Source organism: Cupriavidus sp. (assembly GCF_057315035.1).
On record NZ_DBHKYV010000022.1, the window covers coordinates 100,934 to 117,744 of the forward strand.

Annotated in this window: 17 protein-coding genes; 4 read left to right on the forward strand and 13 right to left on the reverse strand. The window is 60.9% G+C overall.

Annotated elements, in window-relative coordinates; all coding sequences use genetic code 11:
• Positions 1–42 precede the first annotated feature (42 nt).
• Positions 43–522 (forward strand): AAA-type ATPase lid domain-containing protein, encoded by a 480-nt coding sequence (locus tag ACO550_RS23820; RefSeq protein ID WP_485994976.1) that lies wholly within the window; start codon positions 43–45, stop codon positions 520–522.
• Positions 523–587: 65 nt separating this feature from the next.
• Here ACO550_RS23820 and ACO550_RS23825 read toward each other — a convergent pair whose 3' ends face one another.
• Both ACO550_RS23825 and ACO550_RS23830 read right to left on the reverse strand, forming a co-directional pair.
• Entirely contained in the window at positions 588–2,114 is a 1,527-nt protein-coding gene (locus ACO550_RS23825) for a DUF1254 domain-containing protein (protein WP_315597833.1), read from the reverse strand.
• Between the two features lie 327 nt (positions 2,115–2,441).
• Positions 2,442–3,284: an MBL fold metallo-hydrolase gene (locus tag ACO550_RS23830; RefSeq protein ID WP_315597834.1), complete on the reverse strand. Its 843-nt coding sequence runs from the start codon at positions 3,282–3,284 to the stop codon at positions 2,442–2,444.
• A 280-nt stretch (positions 3,285–3,564) separates the two neighbouring features.
• Between ACO550_RS23830 and ACO550_RS23835 the strand changes: the two genes are divergently transcribed.
• Positions 3,565–3,699 carry a hypothetical protein gene (locus ACO550_RS23835; RefSeq protein ID WP_315597835.1) on the forward strand — a complete coding sequence of 45 codons (135 nt, stop codon included), beginning with the start codon at positions 3,565–3,567 and terminating at the stop codon, positions 3,697–3,699.
• A 154-nt stretch (positions 3,700–3,853) separates the two neighbouring features.
• On the opposite strand, the gene ACO550_RS23840 is transcribed toward ACO550_RS23835, so the two are convergent.
• The 4 genes from ACO550_RS23840 to ACO550_RS23855 are packed head-to-tail and all read right to left on the reverse strand — an operon-like array spanning position 3,854 to position 7,115.
• A complete protein-coding gene (locus ACO550_RS23840) occupies positions 3,854–4,486 on the reverse strand; it encodes a glutathione S-transferase N-terminal domain-containing protein (RefSeq protein ID WP_315597836.1) in 633 nt (210 codons plus the stop codon).
• 13 nt (positions 4,487–4,499) lie between these two features.
• The gene (locus ACO550_RS23845) at positions 4,500–5,246 is read right to left on the reverse strand and encodes an SDR family oxidoreductase (protein ID WP_315597837.1); all 747 of its coding nucleotides are present in this window, start codon (positions 5,244–5,246) and stop codon (positions 4,500–4,502) included.
• Positions 5,247–5,264: 18 nt separating this feature from the next.
• Positions 5,265–6,362, reverse strand: a complete 1,098-nt coding sequence (locus ACO550_RS23850) for an alkene reductase (protein WP_315597838.1) — start codon at positions 6,360–6,362, stop codon at positions 5,265–5,267.
• Positions 6,363–6,368: 6 nt separating this feature from the next.
• On the reverse strand, positions 6,369–7,115 hold the full coding sequence (locus ACO550_RS23855; protein WP_315597839.1) for a glucose 1-dehydrogenase: 747 nt from the start codon (positions 7,113–7,115) through the stop codon (positions 6,369–6,371).
• 149 nt (positions 7,116–7,264) lie between these two features.
• Here ACO550_RS23855 and ACO550_RS23860 point away from each other — a divergent pair, with 149 nt between their 5' ends.
• Complete coding sequence (locus tag ACO550_RS23860; RefSeq protein ID WP_315597840.1) at positions 7,265–8,176, forward strand: LysR substrate-binding domain-containing protein; 912 nt, start codon at positions 7,265–7,267, stop codon at positions 8,174–8,176.
• On the opposite strand, the gene ACO550_RS23865 is transcribed toward ACO550_RS23860, so the two are convergent.
• Entirely contained in the window at positions 8,150–9,055 is a 906-nt protein-coding gene (locus ACO550_RS23865) for a LysR family transcriptional regulator (protein WP_315597841.1), read from the reverse strand. The two genes, ACO550_RS23860 and ACO550_RS23865, sit on opposite strands and share 27 nt — an antisense overlap.
• Before the next feature lie 113 nt (positions 9,056–9,168).
• On the opposite strand from ACO550_RS23865, the gene ACO550_RS23870 reads away from it, so the two are divergent.
• Positions 9,169–10,197 (forward strand): NAD(P)-dependent alcohol dehydrogenase, encoded by a 1,029-nt coding sequence (locus tag ACO550_RS23870; RefSeq protein ID WP_315597842.1) that lies wholly within the window; start codon positions 9,169–9,171, stop codon positions 10,195–10,197.
• A 93-nt stretch (positions 10,198–10,290) separates the two neighbouring features.
• On the opposite strand, the gene ACO550_RS23875 is transcribed toward ACO550_RS23870, so the two are convergent.
• From ACO550_RS23875 to ACO550_RS23900, 6 genes are all read right to left on the reverse strand, one after another.
• Positions 10,291–10,497 (reverse strand): hypothetical protein, encoded by a 207-nt coding sequence (locus ACO550_RS23875; RefSeq protein WP_315597843.1) that lies wholly within the window; start codon positions 10,495–10,497, stop codon positions 10,291–10,293.
• Complete coding sequence (locus ACO550_RS23880) at positions 10,494–11,822, reverse strand: amidase family protein (RefSeq protein WP_315597844.1); 1,329 nt, start codon at positions 11,820–11,822, stop codon at positions 10,494–10,496. The genes ACO550_RS23875 and ACO550_RS23880 overlap by 4 nt, the downstream gene beginning before the upstream one ends.
• Before the next feature lie 7 nt (positions 11,823–11,829).
• The gene (locus tag ACO550_RS23885; protein WP_315597845.1) at positions 11,830–12,816 is read right to left on the reverse strand and encodes a tripartite tricarboxylate transporter substrate-binding protein; all 987 of its coding nucleotides are present in this window, start codon (positions 12,814–12,816) and stop codon (positions 11,830–11,832) included.
• A 38-nt stretch (positions 12,817–12,854) separates the two neighbouring features.
• Complete coding sequence (locus tag ACO550_RS23890; RefSeq protein ID WP_315597846.1) at positions 12,855–14,303, reverse strand: M20 family metallopeptidase; 1,449 nt, start codon at positions 14,301–14,303, stop codon at positions 12,855–12,857.
• Positions 14,296–15,666, reverse strand: a complete 1,371-nt coding sequence (locus tag ACO550_RS23895) for an MmgE/PrpD family protein (RefSeq protein WP_315597847.1) — start codon at positions 15,664–15,666, stop codon at positions 14,296–14,298. Before ACO550_RS23895 ends, ACO550_RS23890 begins: the two co-directional genes overlap by 8 nt.
• A gap of 73 nt (positions 15,667–15,739) precedes the next feature.
• Positions 15,740–16,732, reverse strand: coding sequence for a tripartite tricarboxylate transporter substrate-binding protein (locus ACO550_RS23900; protein WP_315597848.1), 993 nt, complete (start codon positions 16,730–16,732; stop codon positions 15,740–15,742).
• Positions 16,733–16,811: the final 79 nt, after the last annotated feature.

Below are 16,811 nucleotides of genomic sequence, written 5' to 3' on the forward strand. Positions count from 1 at the left end.
CAAAGAGCGTGTTGTGCTCACGAGAGATTGGTGATTGTAGCTATGCGAGTGACCAGACGTACGGAGATACTAACAGCCGGCCGTCCAATCCTCGGCCGGGGCAATTGCTGCTCCCTTGTCGCGCGTTTGCTGCCGCGGCTCCAGGCCTATGCATGGCCCGGCAACATTCGCGAGTTGGAGAACATCTGCGAGCGAATGGCGGTGTTCTTCTCGCAATGGGAGGCCCTGCATCACATCGCATTCGACGAACTGTGTCACGATTGCCCGGAGTTGTTTGGGGGGATGGCTGAAGGCGTCGGGGCCGCCAGCTTCGGGGCGCGGCAACAGGCTGCTGCAGATGCTTCGCCACCGTTGATCGCACCGCGCGAACGTGTGCTGGAGGTGCTGGCGGAATGTGGTGGCAATCGCCAACAAGCAGCACAACGGCTGGGCGTCAGTCGCGCGACGCTGTGGCGATGGGAGAAGGCGGCTACGGCAGCTTCCGCGACTCCATCGGCGCATGCTCTAGCACCCGGCACGTAGCCGGTATGGACCAAGTCCTCGCCACACGCATCAGGTACTCCAGGCCAGGAGTGCTGGCCAGCATATTATTTGACCTTCACGATGTCATCCGGCTTCCAGCTTTGGTCAAAGAACGCCTGCTCGGGAGAGTACAGTCGGACGATCACAAAGTAGCCTTTGCCAGGCAAGGTGCGCAGCCAGTTTTTCTCTTTCCCCGCAGGGGCCGTTGGGCCGAAGTAGAGGTCGGTTGATCCATCGGCGTTCTGCACGGGCTTGTCCATCTGATTCAGCGACGGATGGGATTGGCCGTTGTCCAGGCCCGACGCCGTTGTGCCGTCGTAGACCGTTGCGGACCAGAAGTTCCTGGCGGGAATATTGGGCGGTAGATGGAGTTTGTAGGATTGGCCACCGTCAAGGAAATTGCCGTCCTTGTCGCGGAATGTGACGGGATACTTCGCGCCCGCATTGACCATGTTCACCACCATGCCCGGGCTGGCCGAGTAGGCGCTGGTAAAGAACCCGGATCGCTGTTCCAGATTCGTGTATGTGCGGCTGGACTGGAACGAAGTGTCCTCGCCGGCGAACACGTTGATCCACTGGCGATCTGGATAGTAGAGACCGCCCGGCTCGCGTGTGATCATGTCCGTCATCACCACCTTGCTCATCTTGAATGCCGTTTGTGCGGCCTGGCCGAGCAAGGTCCGCATTTCAGGCGTCGGCGAGAACGGCTTGCCCTTCTCGATACCAATGGTATGCAGGAAGCCACGCATATCCAGATCCGACGGATCGACATATTCATTGTCGATAAACCTGGACATCATCTCGAAGTAACGGAAGTCCCGCGGAAATAGAAGGTCAGCGGGCTTCGCGTTGCCATCGGGGAACTGCATTGGCTTGGCCGAGGCCTTCTGGCCCAGCGGATAGATGAGCGTGGCAGCAATCTGCGCATTCGGTTTCGTCAGGTCATTCGGATCGCTGAAGAAAGTACGCCAGAACAGGAAGACATTGTAGGTGCGGGAGCGGTAGACGAATGCGCCTTTCGGCAGGCTACCCTTTGGCGGCTCGCCCTTGTAATCCGGCGGCAGGATGACGTAAGTGCCGCCCTTGCCTTTGTCTGGGCCAGCAAGGCCAACGTCGCCGACCCAAGTCCGGTTGCCGATGGTCGGATCGATGAGTGGCCGCTGGAAGAAGTCATCCAGGATGCCTTGAACGCCAGCCGGGGCCTCTACCACGAGTGGGCCATCCTTCTTCAGGTCGAGGTAGCCCATGGCATAGACGACGTCCGAGTTCGGCGTAGTCACCAGCGTGGAGGCTTTGATTCGCTCCTTCCAGACCGGAAGCACGTTATACCCGCCGCCGAACACTTTCTCCGAGCCTTCTTTCATTGCCCAGATATTGATGGCGGGAAGCGCCCACAAATATGCCTGAGTCGCCCGCTGGAAAATCAACTCGTCCCGCAGGGTCTGCGTCGCTTTGGCCGTGGGATAGTCCTTCTCGAACGGTGCGTTGACGAGCTCGTCGTAGCGTGAGCCTTGTGCCATGGAACCACCGGAAACAACGATGGCGGCCACAGCCAGGGCAAGGTGTGTGAGGGTTCGGCGCGGCTGCTTCATTATTGCTCCTATTGGTGAAATCCTGGACCGGCACAGCAACTCACCACGCTCCGGGAGACTCCCTACGCCACCACATAAACTGATAGCCATGGGAGACGACGAAACGCGGAAGTGCATTTGCTTAGGCTGGAATGCTGCAGAAGCAGGGAATCAATAGGAAGTTAATGTTTCTGATGGCGATGTAAATTATTTCGAGTTCCCACAACAGTCAGGAGCGGCTTGGGAGCGGAAACAAGGGGCAGAGTTGACGTTCCTCGCTGCAGAGCAAGTCTCCCGGCGATTATTGTCCCAATGCTCGAACGATACGCCGTTGCATGTCGACCAGGCTTACTCGTAGTACTCCGGCGCCATCTTCAGAGTGTCGCGCTGCGCTTTGTCGTGATTGATCCAGAGTTGCGCATTTTCCCGTGCCAGCAAATCGGCGATGCGCTGCATCGAAGCCAGCGTCATGTCCTTGTCGAAGTTGATTGAAGGGACTCGACGATTGTCCCAGTTGCTCTTGAAGTGGGCGGCATCGCCCGACAGCACGAGCGCTCCCGTCTGTGGCAGTTTGACCAGCAACGACTGATGGCCAGGCGTGTGGCCGGGGGTCGAGATAATCGTGATGCTACCGTCACCGAACACGTCTTTGTCGCCTTCGATTTTGGTGACAGGATGCGCTGGGTTGAAGCGCGGCGCATTCTTGGCGCCAGGCCATTCATACTCAGCCTTCTGAACCAGCAGCATCGCCTGCGGGAACATCTCGACATTGCCGATGTGGTCCGGGTGGGTGTGAGAGATCGCGACAAACTTAATGTCCGAGGGCTTCACGCCGAGTTGTTCCAACTGGCTCGCCAGCGTTTTCGGCCGACGCCAGTGAATGGCTTTCGGGTCAGTCGGAACCTCCCCGTCTGGCCGGGCGGCGATGGTGTCGTCCACGCCCGTGTCCCACAGAATCCAGCCTCGGGCGTGCTTGATCAAGTAGCAATTGTCAACGAACGCTATGGGTTTTCCGACATCTATACCCGGCGACCAGCGCGAGACGTCGGCCGCGACGCCTTCGCCGCAGTTGAGGATATAAAGCCGCTCGATGCCGGTTGTCTGCGTTGCCGGCATGCCACTGCACCCCGCGACCAGGATGACAAACGAAGCGATCGCAAGCTTGGCGGAGACGAGCGGGGATTTCAGCATGACAGACCTCCTCAAATGGGCGGCAATTCGGGCAGCGCCGTTTGCAAGGCTCCATATTGGCGCGTTGTCCGAACCGTGCCACGCGGATTCATTGTCGTCAATTCATGCCAGAAGGCGGCGTCGAAAGTCGGGACCACTGCACTGGTGATGGCGCGACAGTTCAGAGGGCTCTGATTGAGAGTTTTTACGGGATATTTATCCGCCTCGGGCAAGCTTTGATGCAGGTTGTACGTACCGTTGCTTAGCATCAAGTCGTGGAAAAAACTCACCGGAGTACAGCATGTGGTATCGGTTAGCCATGGCAGGCTTGGCCCTGCTGGCATTGATCGCTCTGTTCGGTTTCCAGTACAAGCTGACGGACAATCTCCGCGATCGGGAGGATGAAGCTGCCCATCACCTTGACGAGAGGAAATGACGGCCAGACAGTTGCGTTGCTCTTCGTATAGGGACTTACGGAAATCGGCGAGAATAGTTTCATTGTCGACAAGCCTAAGAGGTAGCACGGCGGCCATCTATCACGAGAAAACTATGTGGATGGATCCCGTAATGACAGCCACCTGCAAAAGCAGTCAGGCTGACGCGCTTGCACGAGCTGAAACAGTGTCGTGCCACCGTTTGAGCGCGCCGTGTCTCTCGGGAATCGGCATCGAAAATGCTTTCGTCGCAAAGTCCACCGTCACCAGCGCAGTGATATCGGCTGCAGAGAACGTGTTCCCTGCCACGAACGTCCTGTGACCAAGTTGAGCATCGAGATCGGTATAGAAGTTCGCTACGCGCTGCTTGCTGCGATCAACGAGTGCTGGAATCTGGTCGTAGCCGTGAGGCCCGGACAAGGCGCGTCCTTTGAGCCCAGCCGCAGCGTTGCGCACACCCTCCACCACTGCTGCGAATCCTTCTATTTCCATGCGCCGCTCCCACATGGCGACTAATGCTTTTTCGACTGCCGTCGTGCCGTAAAGCGAGGGCGTTGGGTGAACATCGTCCAGATAACGCATGATGGTGGACGCCTCCCCGATTGCCGTGCCATCGTCCAGGACTAGCGTCGGAACGACGCTGCGGGTATTGATGGCGCGATAGGCCTCGGAAATCTGCTCCCGCGTACCCAGGTCAACTGGCACGAGTTCGACTTCGATGCTTTTCTCTGCGATCAGGATTCTCACTCGGCGCGCGTTGGGCGATCCGTTTGCGTGGTAAAGCTTCATGAATTGACTCCGATTAAAGTTTGGAACCGCCATCGACGCGCAGCGTCTCACCGGTGATCCATCGGGCTTGGTCGGATGCAAGAAATTCGATGGCAGCGCCGATGTCGCTTGGGTCGGCCATGCGCTTGAGTGCCTGCATGCCGAGCGTGAAGCTTCTGCCTTCCTCGCTCTTGGCAAAGCTGGACATGTCCGTTGGCACGACGCCCGGGGCCACCGCATTGACACGGATCCCGCGCTCGCCGAGCGCGGCGGCGAAGTGTTTGACGAGCGTATCGATCGCGCCCTTGGTGGCCGCATACGCGGACAGCGTTCCCATGGCCGAATGCGCGGCAAGCGATGACAGCAGGACAACGCTGCTCCCCTTGCACATGGCAGGCAGCAACTGCTGGACCAGGAAGAACGGCGCCCGCACATTCACGGCAAAGAGATTGTCGAAATCCTCCACCGTGGTGTCTTCGAGGGGTGCGGCCCGCGCAATGCCGGCATTGGCCACCAGGACGTCGAGGCGCGAGCCGATGATTGCCCTCGCTTGCTGTGCGAGCTTGTGAGGACCATCGGGGGCACGCAGATCCGTGGCGAGAGCTTGGGCCTTACCGCCGAGCGTCCGGATCTCGGCAACCACTGCCTCGGCTTCGCTCGCTGCACTGCTGTAGTGCACCAGCACCTGGGCTCCCGCCTTCGCCAGCGCTAAAGCGCTCGCACGACCGATCCCCCGCGATGCGCCCGTTACCAGAGCGGTCTTGCCTGTGAGAGTGTTCATGATCGATAGCTCCTGTATTCAGACGCCTTGCCAGGCGGGGTAGTCGGTATAGCCGCGCGAGTCGCCGCCGTAGAACGTGTTGCGGTCGTAGGGATTGAGCGGTTGACCGTCGCGGATTCGCGATGGAAGGTCCGGGTTGGCGATGAAAGACCGTCCGAACGCGACCGCATCGACATGACCGTGTGCAATCTCCGATTGCGCTTCGTCGCCGTCGAATCCGCCAGCAGCGATCACCGGGCCATCGAAATGCGCTCGCAGATCGCGTGCGGCAACCGAGCGGAGGTCTTCGGCAACATCTTCCGATCCCACCACGCGGGGTTCGACCACATGCAGATAGGCCAGTCCCTTGCCTGCGAGCGCCCGGGCGATGTAGCGAAAATCGGCTTCGGGATCACTGTTCGACATGCCATTGAAGTGGCTGCTTGGCGTCAGTCGCACGCCCACACGTCCGTCGCCCCAGACCGCTCGCACTGCGTCGACAATCTCGATCAGCAGGCGAGCGCGGTTCTCGATCGGACCGCCGTACTGATCGGTGCGACGGTTGCTTCCGTCCTGAAGGAACTGATCGATCAGGTAGCCATTGGCAGCGTGAATTTCCACGCCGTCGAAGCCTGCTTGCAGCGCGCGCCTTGCAGCGCCGACATACTCCGCAATGAGTGCGGCGATCTCGGTGGTTTCGAGAGCCCGTGCCGGCGACACAGGTACCCACCCTTCGCTAGTGAAGGCAACGCCTTCATAAGGGACGACCGACGCCGTTACCGGCACCGCTCCACCGAGCAGGCTCGCGTGCGCAGTTCTGCCAACGTGCCAGAGCTGGGCAACAATGCGCGCGCCGCGTGCATGCACCGCCGTCACGATCTCCTGCCAGGCGTGGCCCTGCGCATCGGTATAGAGGCCAGGTGCGCCAAGATAGCCGCGCCCAGTTGCAGACACCGTAGTGGCTTCGCTGATGATGAGGCCGCCCGGGGAAGCGCGTTGCGCGTAGTAGTCGCGCATCAGCGCATTCGGAATGTCTCCGTTTTGATCGGCTCGGAGGCGCGTGAGCGGTGCCATGACGACGCGGTGACCAAGCTGAATCTGGCCCAATTCCAGCGGGCTGAATAGTATGTTGGACATTTGATATCAGCCTGCGGTCTTGCCGCCGTCAACGGTGAGGACCTGCCCCGTCACAAACGTGGCGCCTTCGGATGCCAGGTAGAGCACTGCCGCGGCAATGTCTTCCGGCTTGCCGATGCGGGCGAGCGGTACGCCGCTGGCGAGCGCCGCTTTGCGTTCCGGCGTTCCGGTGAAGCGGTCGAGCATGCCGGTCTCCGTAGGGCCGGGCGCGACGGCATTGACGCGTACGCCCGTGCCTGCGACTTCAAGGGCCGCCGACTTTGTAATGCCTTCCACCGCATGCTTGCTGCCCGCATACACCGAGGCATTGGCCGCGCCTTCGTGACCGTAGGTCGATGAGATGTTGATGACGTTGCCCGAGCCCTGGGCAGTCATGACGCGCAGCTCGTGCTTGAGACTCAGCAACGTGCCGAGCACATTGGTGTCGAACGTTGCCGCGTAGCTTTCTGCGGTCTGCTCTGTCACGCGGCCGGGCGTGCCTTCCGTGCCGGCGTTGTTGACGGCAACATCGAGGCGGCCGAAGCGTGTTACGGCCTGGTCGATCAGATGGCGTACGTCTTCGTCATGGCGGACATCGGCCTGCACGAACACCGCGTCGGCGCCAAGCTTTCGCAATTCGGCTTCGAGCGCCGCGCCTTCGGTTGGGCGACGGCCCGAGACAACGAGCCGTGCGCCGGAGCGGGCAAATGCAAGGGCGGTCGCACGACCGATGCCGGTCAGTGCGCCTGTGATGAGAACGACGGGACTATTCACGAGAAACTCCTGTAAGGTATCGCTGCGACGCATGCCTAAGGCGCGTCTGCAACGGGATCGGGTGACCACAGGAGCCAATTTATGGGCTATTGTCGGCAAGGAAAAAGACTTTGTAGGCTGAGGGGCATGCCTGGGAGGCATGGGGCAACATGGAGCTAAGGCATCTGCGATATTTCATCGCTGTGGCAGAGGCGGGCAGCCTGACCGAGGCAGCCGTCAATCGTCTGCATACATCGCAGCCCTCCCTAAGCCGTCAGATCCGCGATCTTGAAGACCAAGTCGGCGTGGAACTGCTGCTACGCACCGCCCAAGGCGTCACGCTCACTGAGGCAGGCAAGGCATTCATTGACCATGCGCGACTGGCCATGGCGCAGGTCGATGCCGCGGTCGAAGCCGCGCGGCGCGCTGCGCAGCCTTCCAAGCTGCAATTCAGGCTGGGTTTTCTCACCGGGCAGGAAATGACATGGCTATCGGACGCCATGCATCTGCTGCGCGCGGAATTGCCGAATATTGAGGTGACCGTATCGAGCGACTACTCGACGGAGTTGGCCGCTGCAGTGGCACATGGCAAGCTCGACCTTGCATTCATGCGTGCGGAGCCAGGATACGACCTCGAATATGAAGTCGTTGGCCAGGAGCCGTTGGTTGTGCTGATGCCAAGTGATCATCCCCTGACAGCACTAGACGCGGTGCATCCGGAAGATCTCCGGCATCAGCCGTTCATTGCCATGGCGGGAAAAGCAAAGGTACTACGAAAGGTTGTAGACGACTATCTGTTCAAATCAGGCGTGGAGGTCGAGATAGCGCAAAGCGTCGACAACCCTGCCATGGTGATGTCTCTGATCGCGTCGGTCCGTGGAGTGACCCTCATTCCCGCTTACGTGCAAAATCTAATGCCGTGGTCGGTTGTGAGCAGGCCGCTGGCGGGGGAAGTGCCCAACATCGACCTGGTGGTGGGCTATAGCGCGAGCAATACGTCCCCAATCCTGCTGCGATTGTTGTCTCGCCTTGATGACTTGAGATCGAGGATTAATCTAAGGACGGAAGACGGGATTCTCTGACGCCAGTTCACTAAGCGCATCCACTGCGACCTTGACCTTTGGTTGGAGATGGCGGGTCTTTTGCCAGATCGCATGTATCGGCATGGTTGTCGAAAGTTCGGGGAGCACTTCGCATAGCGCGCCGCTTTGCAAGCTTTCTCCGGCGAGCCAACCGGGCAGTTGAGCCAGACCGCCGCCCGCGAGACACGCCCCTAGCAGTGCGTCTCCGTCAGTCAATTCATGCCGGACACGAACATCGAAGTATCTGGCTCCGCCCATGTCAGAGGCGAGTAGCCACCCTGATCGCAATGTTCGCCTCCAGCCGATCAGGCAATCGTGTGTGAGTAAGTCCTGCGGATTGGTCGGAACTCCGTGCCGTTGAAGGTATGCCGGCGTGCCGCAGATGACCAGACGCTGGTCACCGAGTTTCCGTGCGACGAGATCGGGGTAGTCGTCGAGTGGGCCGATACGCACGGCGAGATCCACTCCCTCGCTGACGAGATCTGCCGCGCGGTCCTGGAGTGTCACGGCCAGGTCGAGTCGTGGGAATCTAGCCGCGAGGCCGAGAAGCGTGGGGACAATGTGGCGGCGTCCGAAGGTCGTTGGGACATCGACACGCAAGCGCCCGAGGGGCTCCTGACGAGCCGAGAGCAGCGCTTCGGCTTGATCCAGATCTTCGAGTATTCGGTGACACGTTGTCAGGAACGCTTCGCCGGCGGTCGTGAGGTCGATCCGCCGAGTCGACCGATGCAGCAACTGCACGCCCAGGCGCGCCTCCAGCCTGGAGATGCTCTTGCCAACAGCGGAGCCCGTGACCCCAAGCGTCTCTCCGGCAGCCGTGAAGCTACCCGTCTCGATGGTCGTAACAAACTCGCGAATCCCTGCAAAGCGGTCGTCCATGCCTTGATTGTGGAATGAGAGGATGGAATGTTGGGAATTTTAAGCCCTAACTCAACCTTGCTGCCTAAATTACAGTGACTTCTCGATCCATCCTGGCAAACGAGAGGCAAACAATGAAAGCATGGCAACTTCACGAATTTGGACTGCAGAACCTCAGGTCGGGCGAGGTGGAAACGCCCACGCCCGGTGCTGGCGAACTGCTGATCCGGGTTGGCGCAGTCTCACTGAACTACCGAGATCTGGCTATCGTGAACGGCTTCTATGAGCCACACCGCGTACCGCGACCCTTGATTCCGGTCTCGGACGCGGCCGGGACCGTGGTGGCAGTTGGCGCGGGCGTGACGCGCTTCAAGCTTGGAGACCGGGTGAACTCGACGCTTTATTCCCGATGGATAGATGGCGCACCGGGCTCGGACGAACCGGACCATTGCCTAGGGATGCCGCTGCCCGGTGGCCTGGCCGAATACATGATCATCCATGAAGAAAGCGCCGTGCCCGCGCCTGCTTCCATGAACGACGACGAGGCATCGACGCTCCCGATCGCCGCGCTCACCGCGTGGTATTCGCTAGTGGATGTCGGCCGGCTACAGCCAGGGCAAACAGTGCTTGTTCAGGGTACGGGCGGCGTGTCGATCTTTGCGGCGCAACTCGCCGTCTCGCTCGGTGCGCGCGTGATAGTGACATCGAGCAAGGATGAGAACCTGAAGAAGATCAGGACCCTGCTGGCGAGCGATCTGGTGGAGGGTATCAACTACGCGACGCATCGGGACTGGGACACCAAGGTGCTGGAAATCACCGCGGGTAAGGGTGCCGACATCACGATCGACGTCGCGGGTGGAGATGGCATCAACCAGTCCGTTGCGGCGACCAAGGTGCAAGGGGTCATCGCACAGGTCGGATTCCTGACCGGGCAGTCGGCAGCCCTTAACCTCATGCCGGTGATCTTCCGCCAAACGACCATCCGGGGGATTGCCGTCGCACCGCGCAGTGCCTTTGAACGGATGAACGCCTATCTCGAATCCCATCCCATCCAGCCCGTCATCGATCATGTGTACTCGTTCGACCAGGCGGTGCAGGCGTTCGAGCATCTGTCACGAGGTCCATTCGGGAAGGTCGTGATCAATGTATCCGGCGAGCATTGACACACAATCTAGTCAGAGACTTCGCTGGCTACGCGTTCGAGCCAGCCAGCCGCTTTCGGGCGGCTGGCTATCTGCCTCAACGTACGGGTTTGCCTAGAACTTGTGCCGAATACCTGTCGTCACGCCAATGCGGGTGCTATTGCCGTAGAACGGCGTGACAAAGGTCGGCTGCGCGGCGAGCGTGCGCCAGGTTCCGGTCAGCGTGGTGTAGTCGGCTTCCACATAGACATCGGTGCGCTTGCTCAAGTTGTAGTCGAGCATCACGGCGCCGGTGAAGCGGCTGCCGCTGTCGCCGTTCAAGATCTGGTCGGCGTGTGGGTAAATGGTGCAACGACGAATCCCAAATCCCGCTGAACTGCCCAGGCGATGTCCAGCAAGCGTCGGTCACCAAACCGTGCCGCAACCATCTGGACGCCCACGGGCAAGCCGCCGCTACCCAGTCCCGTTGGCATCGATATGCAAGGGGCATGAAGCAGTGTCCAGATGCTGTTGCAGGCGGGACTACCAGTGTCGTCGAGCCCATATGGCGCCTCGCCGAGTGAGGGCGGGGTGAGGATCGTGTCCAGAGGGCCACTGTGACGGAAGAGCGCATCAAACTTTGGCCTGCACGTTGCGACAGCATCGTATGCGGCGACCAGATCGCCGTGGCTGTAGCCAGCGACGTTCTCGGCGGTGTCCCGAATGAGCGGATGCATTGCGTCGGGCCGGCTCATGAGTTCGGGCAGGAAGCTTCGACGGCCCTCCTGCCGGATGATGACCTGCTGGGCGGCGGTCAGTGACTCGAAACCGGTCGGCAGCATCACGTCGATGATCTCCACGCCTTCACGCGCGAGTGCCGCCGCGGTGGACTCCAGTGCAGTCTTTCCCGAGGCATCGATCTTGTCCCAATGCGGTCCGCGATACAGGCCGACTTTCAGGCCACGCAGCGTCAGGGGGACGCTGGATGGCTCATCGCAGATCCGTAGCGCGTCAGCCACAAGGGACAAGTCGGCAACGCTTCGGCCATACCAGCCAATCGTGTCCAGGCTTGGCGCATAGACCTTGGCGCCTTCGGAACTCGTCACGCCATGCGTGGGCTTGAATCCAAAGATGCCGTTATAGGCAGCGGGCCGGATGATGGAGCCACCGGTCTGCGTGCCAAATGCCAATTGCGCCATGCCCGCTGCAACAGCCGCGGCTGACCCAGACGATGAACCGCCGGGTGTATGCACGAGATTGTGCGGATTGCGCGTCGCTGCCGGCCGACCATTGGCACCAAACTCCACCGTATCGGTCTTGCCGACGATCAGCGCCCCAAGTGCACGAACCGATGCCACACAAGCGGCATCCTTGCCGCTGCGATGGCCGGCATAGGCAGGCGTGTTGTAGGTCGTCGGCATGTCGAACGTCTCGATGACGTCCTTGATGGCCAATGTCAGGCCGTGCAACGCATGCCCAGGCGCAAGTTTGTCGAGCTCTCGCGCTCGCCGGACCACGGCCTCGGGATCCAGGTACGCGAACGCCCGGATATCAGGCTCACATCGTGCGATCTGCGCGAGCGTGGAGCGCGCGAGGTCTTCACACGACAACTCGCGCTTGCGGATCAGTTCAGATGCCTCGACGGCACTCAGGGCAAAGGGTTGCATGGATGCTTTAATCTGCGTGGATACCTGACTGAAGCGCCACCGCTTTCAGGCGAGGCAACTCTTCGGCAATCAACGCCTCGACTGCCTTGCCATCGGCGTATCCGACCTCGAACCCGGTGGCAAGCAATTTCTCCTGCATTTGGGGAGTGGCCATCGTGTTCGCCAGCGCCTTCTGCAGTTTTGCCTTGACATCTGCTGGCAGCCCTCTGGGCGCGGCAATGGCAACCCAGGTGGAGATCGATGGCAGCTTGACACCGCTCTCGGCAAGCGTTGGGACATTTGGCAGCAAGGTGGAGCGCTTCGTGGTGGTCACGACAATCGGCTTGATACGCCCTTCCTTGATATAGGGCAGCGCGGCCGGAACGGTATCGATGTCGAATTCGATCTGGCCGCCCAGGAGGTCATTCATCGCTGGCGCACTGCCCTTGTAAGGGACATGCGTCATGCGGATGCCGGAGGCCGTCTTGATCATCTCGCCTGCAAAATGCGCAGTGCTGCCATTGCCAAACGACGCGTAATTGTAGCCGTCAGGCTTGGCCTGCGTGGCCGCGACGACGTCCTTGAACGTGTGTGCCGCAACGGATTTCCCGGCGAGCAGCACCAGCGCATTGCGGCCCAACAACCCGATCGGCTCGAAGCTCCTGACAGGATCATACGGGAGCTTCGGCGTAATCGCCGGGCCCGACGTGAACGTGGAGCCCGAGCTGATCAGCAGGGTATAGCCATCGGCCGGCGCCTTGGCAACGAATGCCGCGCCAATGACGGTGCCCGCACCAGCACGGTTCTCGACTACGATCGACTGACCGAGCTGCTCGCCCAGCTTCGCGGCTACCATGCGCCCCACGACGTCGGTATTGCCACCCGCCGGAAACGGCACCACCAGTTGAATGGGACGCGACGGATAATTCGTCGCCCCCTGCGCCAGCACAGCTCCCGACACGGCCAACCCCAGCGCCATCACGACGGCGAGACGGCCATTCAAATGCTTCGACATATCTGTATCACCTAGAACACGATCTTCAAGAAACTACTTCACTGAACCGCAGCCCCTTGGCCTGCCGCACGCGCCCGATGCCTGGTACGTGCTTCCAGCGCGCCCGCTTCACCGAGCTCCCAAAACACCGACACCATCATCGCCAACCCTTGCTCCACGATCGTCAGTGGCAGGTGTTCATTGGCAGCGTGTTGCTTGCAGCCGGGATAGGAGTGCGGAATCCATACGGTGGGGAGGCCCAGGATGTCCGAGAACACGTCGTTCGGTACCGTGCCGCCCAGATTGGGTACGACCGCCGGCTCTTCACCCATGACGTCCTTGACAGCATCCTTCGCCCAACTCACCCACGGGCTCGCGGGATCTAGCCGCGTGGCGGGCGACCCGCGTACCAGCCGCACCTGGACGTCGGGGTAACCCGCCTCGTCCAGATGTTGCCGGACAATATCCTCGATCGCGGTCCAGTTCGTACCCACGACGAAGCGCAGTTGCATATGGGCATGCGCGGCCGGAGGGATGGCATTGACGGGTTTCGCATAGTTGCCGGCGTGAAGCGTCAGCACTTCCAGTGAATTCCACCCAAGCAGGCGTTGCGCAGCACTAAACCCCGGTTCGCCCCAATCCTCATCAATCTGCCGGCCCAGGCTCTCGCTGTCGACTTTCAGCCGGGCGAGTGCGTCCAGCACCGGCGCTGGAATCGGCGGGGGCAGCAGGTCTTGCACGAGAATGCGGCCTCTGCCGTCGACCATCGACGCAATGGCGCTTGCAAGGACCACGCCAGGGTTCTTCATGATCCCGCCCCAATTGCCAGAATGCAGCCCGCCGGCTCGCGGCGTGCACGACAGTTCGAATACCGCTGACCCCCGTGAACCCAGGAACAGGGTGGGCTGGTCCTTGCTGACGCGGGGGCCATCCGAGGCAATGAACAGATCCGCAGCAAGCGCCGGCGCATGCGCCTTGCAGACCTGACGCAGCCCTGGCGAGCTGCGTTCCTCGCCCAACTCGAACAATGCCTTGAGGTTGAAGCCCAGGCGTCCCTCGCGCGCGGCGATCACTTCGCGTAGCGCCGTCAGGTTGGTGAGGTGCTGGCCTTTGTTGTCCGCCACACCACGGCCATACCAGGCGCCGTCGCGCAACGTCAGCGACCACGGCGACAGGCCGGCTTCCCATTGATCGTCATAGCCTGGCACGACATCGCCATGGCCATACGTGAGTACCGTCAGGAAGTCTGGCGATTCGATGCGCTCGGCAAGGAGGAAGGCAGAGCCGCCAGCCACCGGGTTGTCCAGATACGTGCAATGGAAGCCCATCTCGGTCAAATCGGGTTCCAGGATCTCGCGGTAGTACGGCAATAGTTCCTCATCCTTCGCGTCCGGGCCGCTCACGGACCGGTAAGCCACACGTTTTGCGAGGGCATCGGCAAAGCGGCCATCCTGAAAAATGCGTTGGACGCTTTCCAGCGCTTTGCGCTTCGTCGAGCTCTCACGCATGGTTGGCTCCAAGCGTGGCGGTCAGGGAACGCACGCTCGGCAGCGCGCGGAATGCGGCGAGCTGGTCTACGAGTGAGGCCAGCGCACCGGCAGGCATCCAGGGCTGACAGCAGGCCACGATCTTGGCGAGCCGTTCATCGTCGGTGTAGGGATCCTGGATCAATCCACGTGCATAGACGCGTTGCGTCTCGAACGTGCGGCCGTCCTTGAGCGTGATTTTCACGATATGGGGAGGTCGGTCGTCCGGATCTTTCGGCTCGTCCTCGAAGGCGCGGGCCTTGAGGTGCGTCAGTCGAAACAGATCGCGCACGGCTTTGCGTTGCACTGCGTCGGGCGTAAAGTCAGCCAGCGTCACCGTCCCTTGGAGCAACGCCAGCGCGATGTTGTAATGCATGGAGAAACGCGCCTGGAATTCATCCTGCGGATTGTCGTAACGCAGGTTCTTCTTGTTGCTGGCGCCGACCAGGATATCGATGGACTCGACTTCATTCGGCGCAAAGCCATGTTCGCGCTTCAGGTCCAGCACGCAGTCGATCGCGTTGTGGGCCGAACCGCAGCACGCGTGGCGCTTGGGCGCCAGGCCGAATTCTTCAAGGGCCAACGGGTTGCCAAGCTTTTTTAGCGGTTCTTCCCAGCCACGCGGCGCGGGGCCACCGTAAAGCGAGAGGAACCCTTGCGGATCTTCCAGTACCTCCGGATTCCCCTGCAGTCCCGACGCGGCGAGCCGGGCCGCCACAATCGCGTTAGATGCCGACATACCACACTGGAAGGACTTGGCTTCGGTGCCAAACTGCGCCTTGTTGCCGGAGGCCATGCTGACGGCAATGCTCATGGCTGCGACCGTTTGCGCGACATCGAGCTTCAGCAGACGTGCGCAGGCGCCGGCCGTGCCAATGCATCCAACGGTTGCTGTGGGATGCCATCCCGCAAAGTAGTGAGACCGGTTGACACCGCGACCGAGCGTGGCATGCAGTTCCAGACCCACGACGTAGGCATCGAGAAGATCCATGCCACTGGCGTCAATTTCCTCACCAAGAGCGATCAGGGCAGGCACTAGCACAGCCGACGCGTGCGTCAGTGCCGGGTAGAAGTTGTCGTCGATCTCCAGCACGTGCGCGGCGGTGCCATTGACCATCGCGGCCCAGGGCGCAGGCGCCTTACGCTGTGTGCCAACCACTGTCGCGGCGCCAACACCCCAGGCGTCAATGCCCTGTGCCACCTTGATGCTGACCGGATCAGCACCGCCAGCGACCATGCAGGCGATGGTGTCGCCAAAGGCGTGCATTGCGCGATCCAGGACGACGTCCGACCATTTTTGCTCCCGGCTGGTGGTCCAGGCAGCAAGTGTCTCCAGAACTGACATACGAGCGTACTCCGAGGCGGCGATGCCTCTTTGGTTTGGTAGAGGGATAGGGAAATGCAGAACGGTGGCGTGTTCAGTCCACGACGGCACCGGAAGTACGAATGACGTCGGCCCACTTGGCCCGCTCGCGCTTGACCCACGCGGAGAATTCGGCAGGCGTGCCACCGACCACCTCATAGCCCAAGTCGCGCATGCCCTTGACGACGTGTGGGTCCTTGAGTGACTGGTTGACGGCCGTGTTGAGTTTTTGCACGACAGCCGGTGGCATGCCTTGGGGGCCGATGATGCCGGACCATGCGATCACTTCGAAGCCCGCAACGCCGGCTTCTGAGACCGTAGGCAGATTCGGGACTAGCGGAGATCGCTTCAGGCTGGTCACGGCCAGCGGCTTGAGTTTGCCGCCTTTGACTGCCGCCAGGCTACCGGCGATATTGTCAAACACGAGGTCGACGTGTCCCGCCATGACATCGTTGACCGCTGCCGGTGCGGTCTTGTACGGGGCATGAACCATGTCGGTCTGCGTCATGTACTTGAACAATTCGGCCCCGACGTGGCCGGAGGTGCCATTACCGGCCGATCCAAAGACGAGCTTGCCGGGGTTTGCCCTGGCATAGGCGATCAGTTCGCCCACGGACTTCACCGGCAGCGTTGGCGACACCGACAGCAGGTTCGGTGTGTAGCCGGTCTGGACAATCAGTTCGACATGATTCGCGGCCGCCAAACCAGCTTTGGACAACGACGGATTGATGCCAAGGGTCTGCGTGTTGCCATGGCCAATCGTGTAGCCATCGGGGGCGGACGAAGCAATGGTCTGCATCGCGATCAATCCACCACCGCCGGATCGGTTCTCAATGACGATGGCCGTGCCAATGCGTTTGCTGACATCTTCGAGAATCAGTCGCATCAGCGCGTCAGGCGCCGACCCCGCGCCTGAACTAAGAACGTACTTGATCGGCCTATCCGGATACGCAGCCAATGCTGGCTGACCCGCGGCGAGGACCAGTACGGTCATGATCGCGGCCCCGGCCATCCGGCGGGTCACTTTCGCTACTTTCCATTGCGCCATGCGAATCATCTCTTGCCTTCGTGATGTGCTCGACCACTACTGCACAGGCGTGGTGCCCTGGGTCGATGTTCGTTTGCGA

Bases quoted from the DNA above. Each gene is read 5' to 3' on its own strand.
- ACO550_RS23820 (WP_485994976.1), top strand. From the start codon at position 43: ATGCGAGTGACCAGACGTACGGAGATACTAACAGCCGGCCGTCCAATC.
- ACO550_RS23825 (WP_315597833.1), bottom strand. From the start codon at position 2,114: ATGAAGCAGCCGCGCCGAACCCTCACACACCTTGCCCTGGCTGTGGCC.
- ACO550_RS23830 (WP_315597834.1), bottom strand. From the start codon at position 3,284: ATGCTGAAATCCCCGCTCGTCTCCGCCAAGCTTGCGATCGCTTCGTTT.
- ACO550_RS23835 (WP_315597835.1), top strand. From the start codon at position 3,565: ATGTGGTATCGGTTAGCCATGGCAGGCTTGGCCCTGCTGGCATTGATC.
- ACO550_RS23840 (WP_315597836.1), bottom strand. From the start codon at position 4,486: ATGAAGCTTTACCACGCAAACGGATCGCCCAACGCGCGCCGAGTGAGA.
- ACO550_RS23845 (WP_315597837.1), bottom strand. From the start codon at position 5,246: ATGAACACTCTCACAGGCAAGACCGCTCTGGTAACGGGCGCATCGCGG.
- ACO550_RS23850 (WP_315597838.1), bottom strand. From the start codon at position 6,362: ATGTCCAACATACTATTCAGCCCGCTGGAATTGGGCCAGATTCAGCTT.
- ACO550_RS23860 (WP_315597840.1), top strand. From the start codon at position 7,265: ATGGAGCTAAGGCATCTGCGATATTTCATCGCTGTGGCAGAGGCGGGC.
- ACO550_RS23865 (WP_315597841.1), bottom strand. From the start codon at position 9,055: ATGGACGACCGCTTTGCAGGGATTCGCGAGTTTGTTACGACCATCGAG.
- ACO550_RS23870 (WP_315597842.1), top strand. From the start codon at position 9,169: ATGAAAGCATGGCAACTTCACGAATTTGGACTGCAGAACCTCAGGTCG.
- ACO550_RS23880 (WP_315597844.1), bottom strand. From the start codon at position 11,822: ATGCAACCCTTTGCCCTGAGTGCCGTCGAGGCATCTGAACTGATCCGC.
- ACO550_RS23885 (WP_315597845.1), bottom strand. From the start codon at position 12,816: ATGTCGAAGCATTTGAATGGCCGTCTCGCCGTCGTGATGGCGCTGGGG.
- ACO550_RS23890 (WP_315597846.1), bottom strand. From the start codon at position 14,303: ATGCGTGAGAGCTCGACGAAGCGCAAAGCGCTGGAAAGCGTCCAACGC.
- ACO550_RS23895 (WP_315597847.1), bottom strand. From the start codon at position 15,666: ATGTCAGTTCTGGAGACACTTGCTGCCTGGACCACCAGCCGGGAGCAA.
- ACO550_RS23900 (WP_315597848.1), bottom strand. From the start codon at position 16,732: ATGGCGCAATGGAAAGTAGCGAAAGTGACCCGCCGGATGGCCGGGGCC.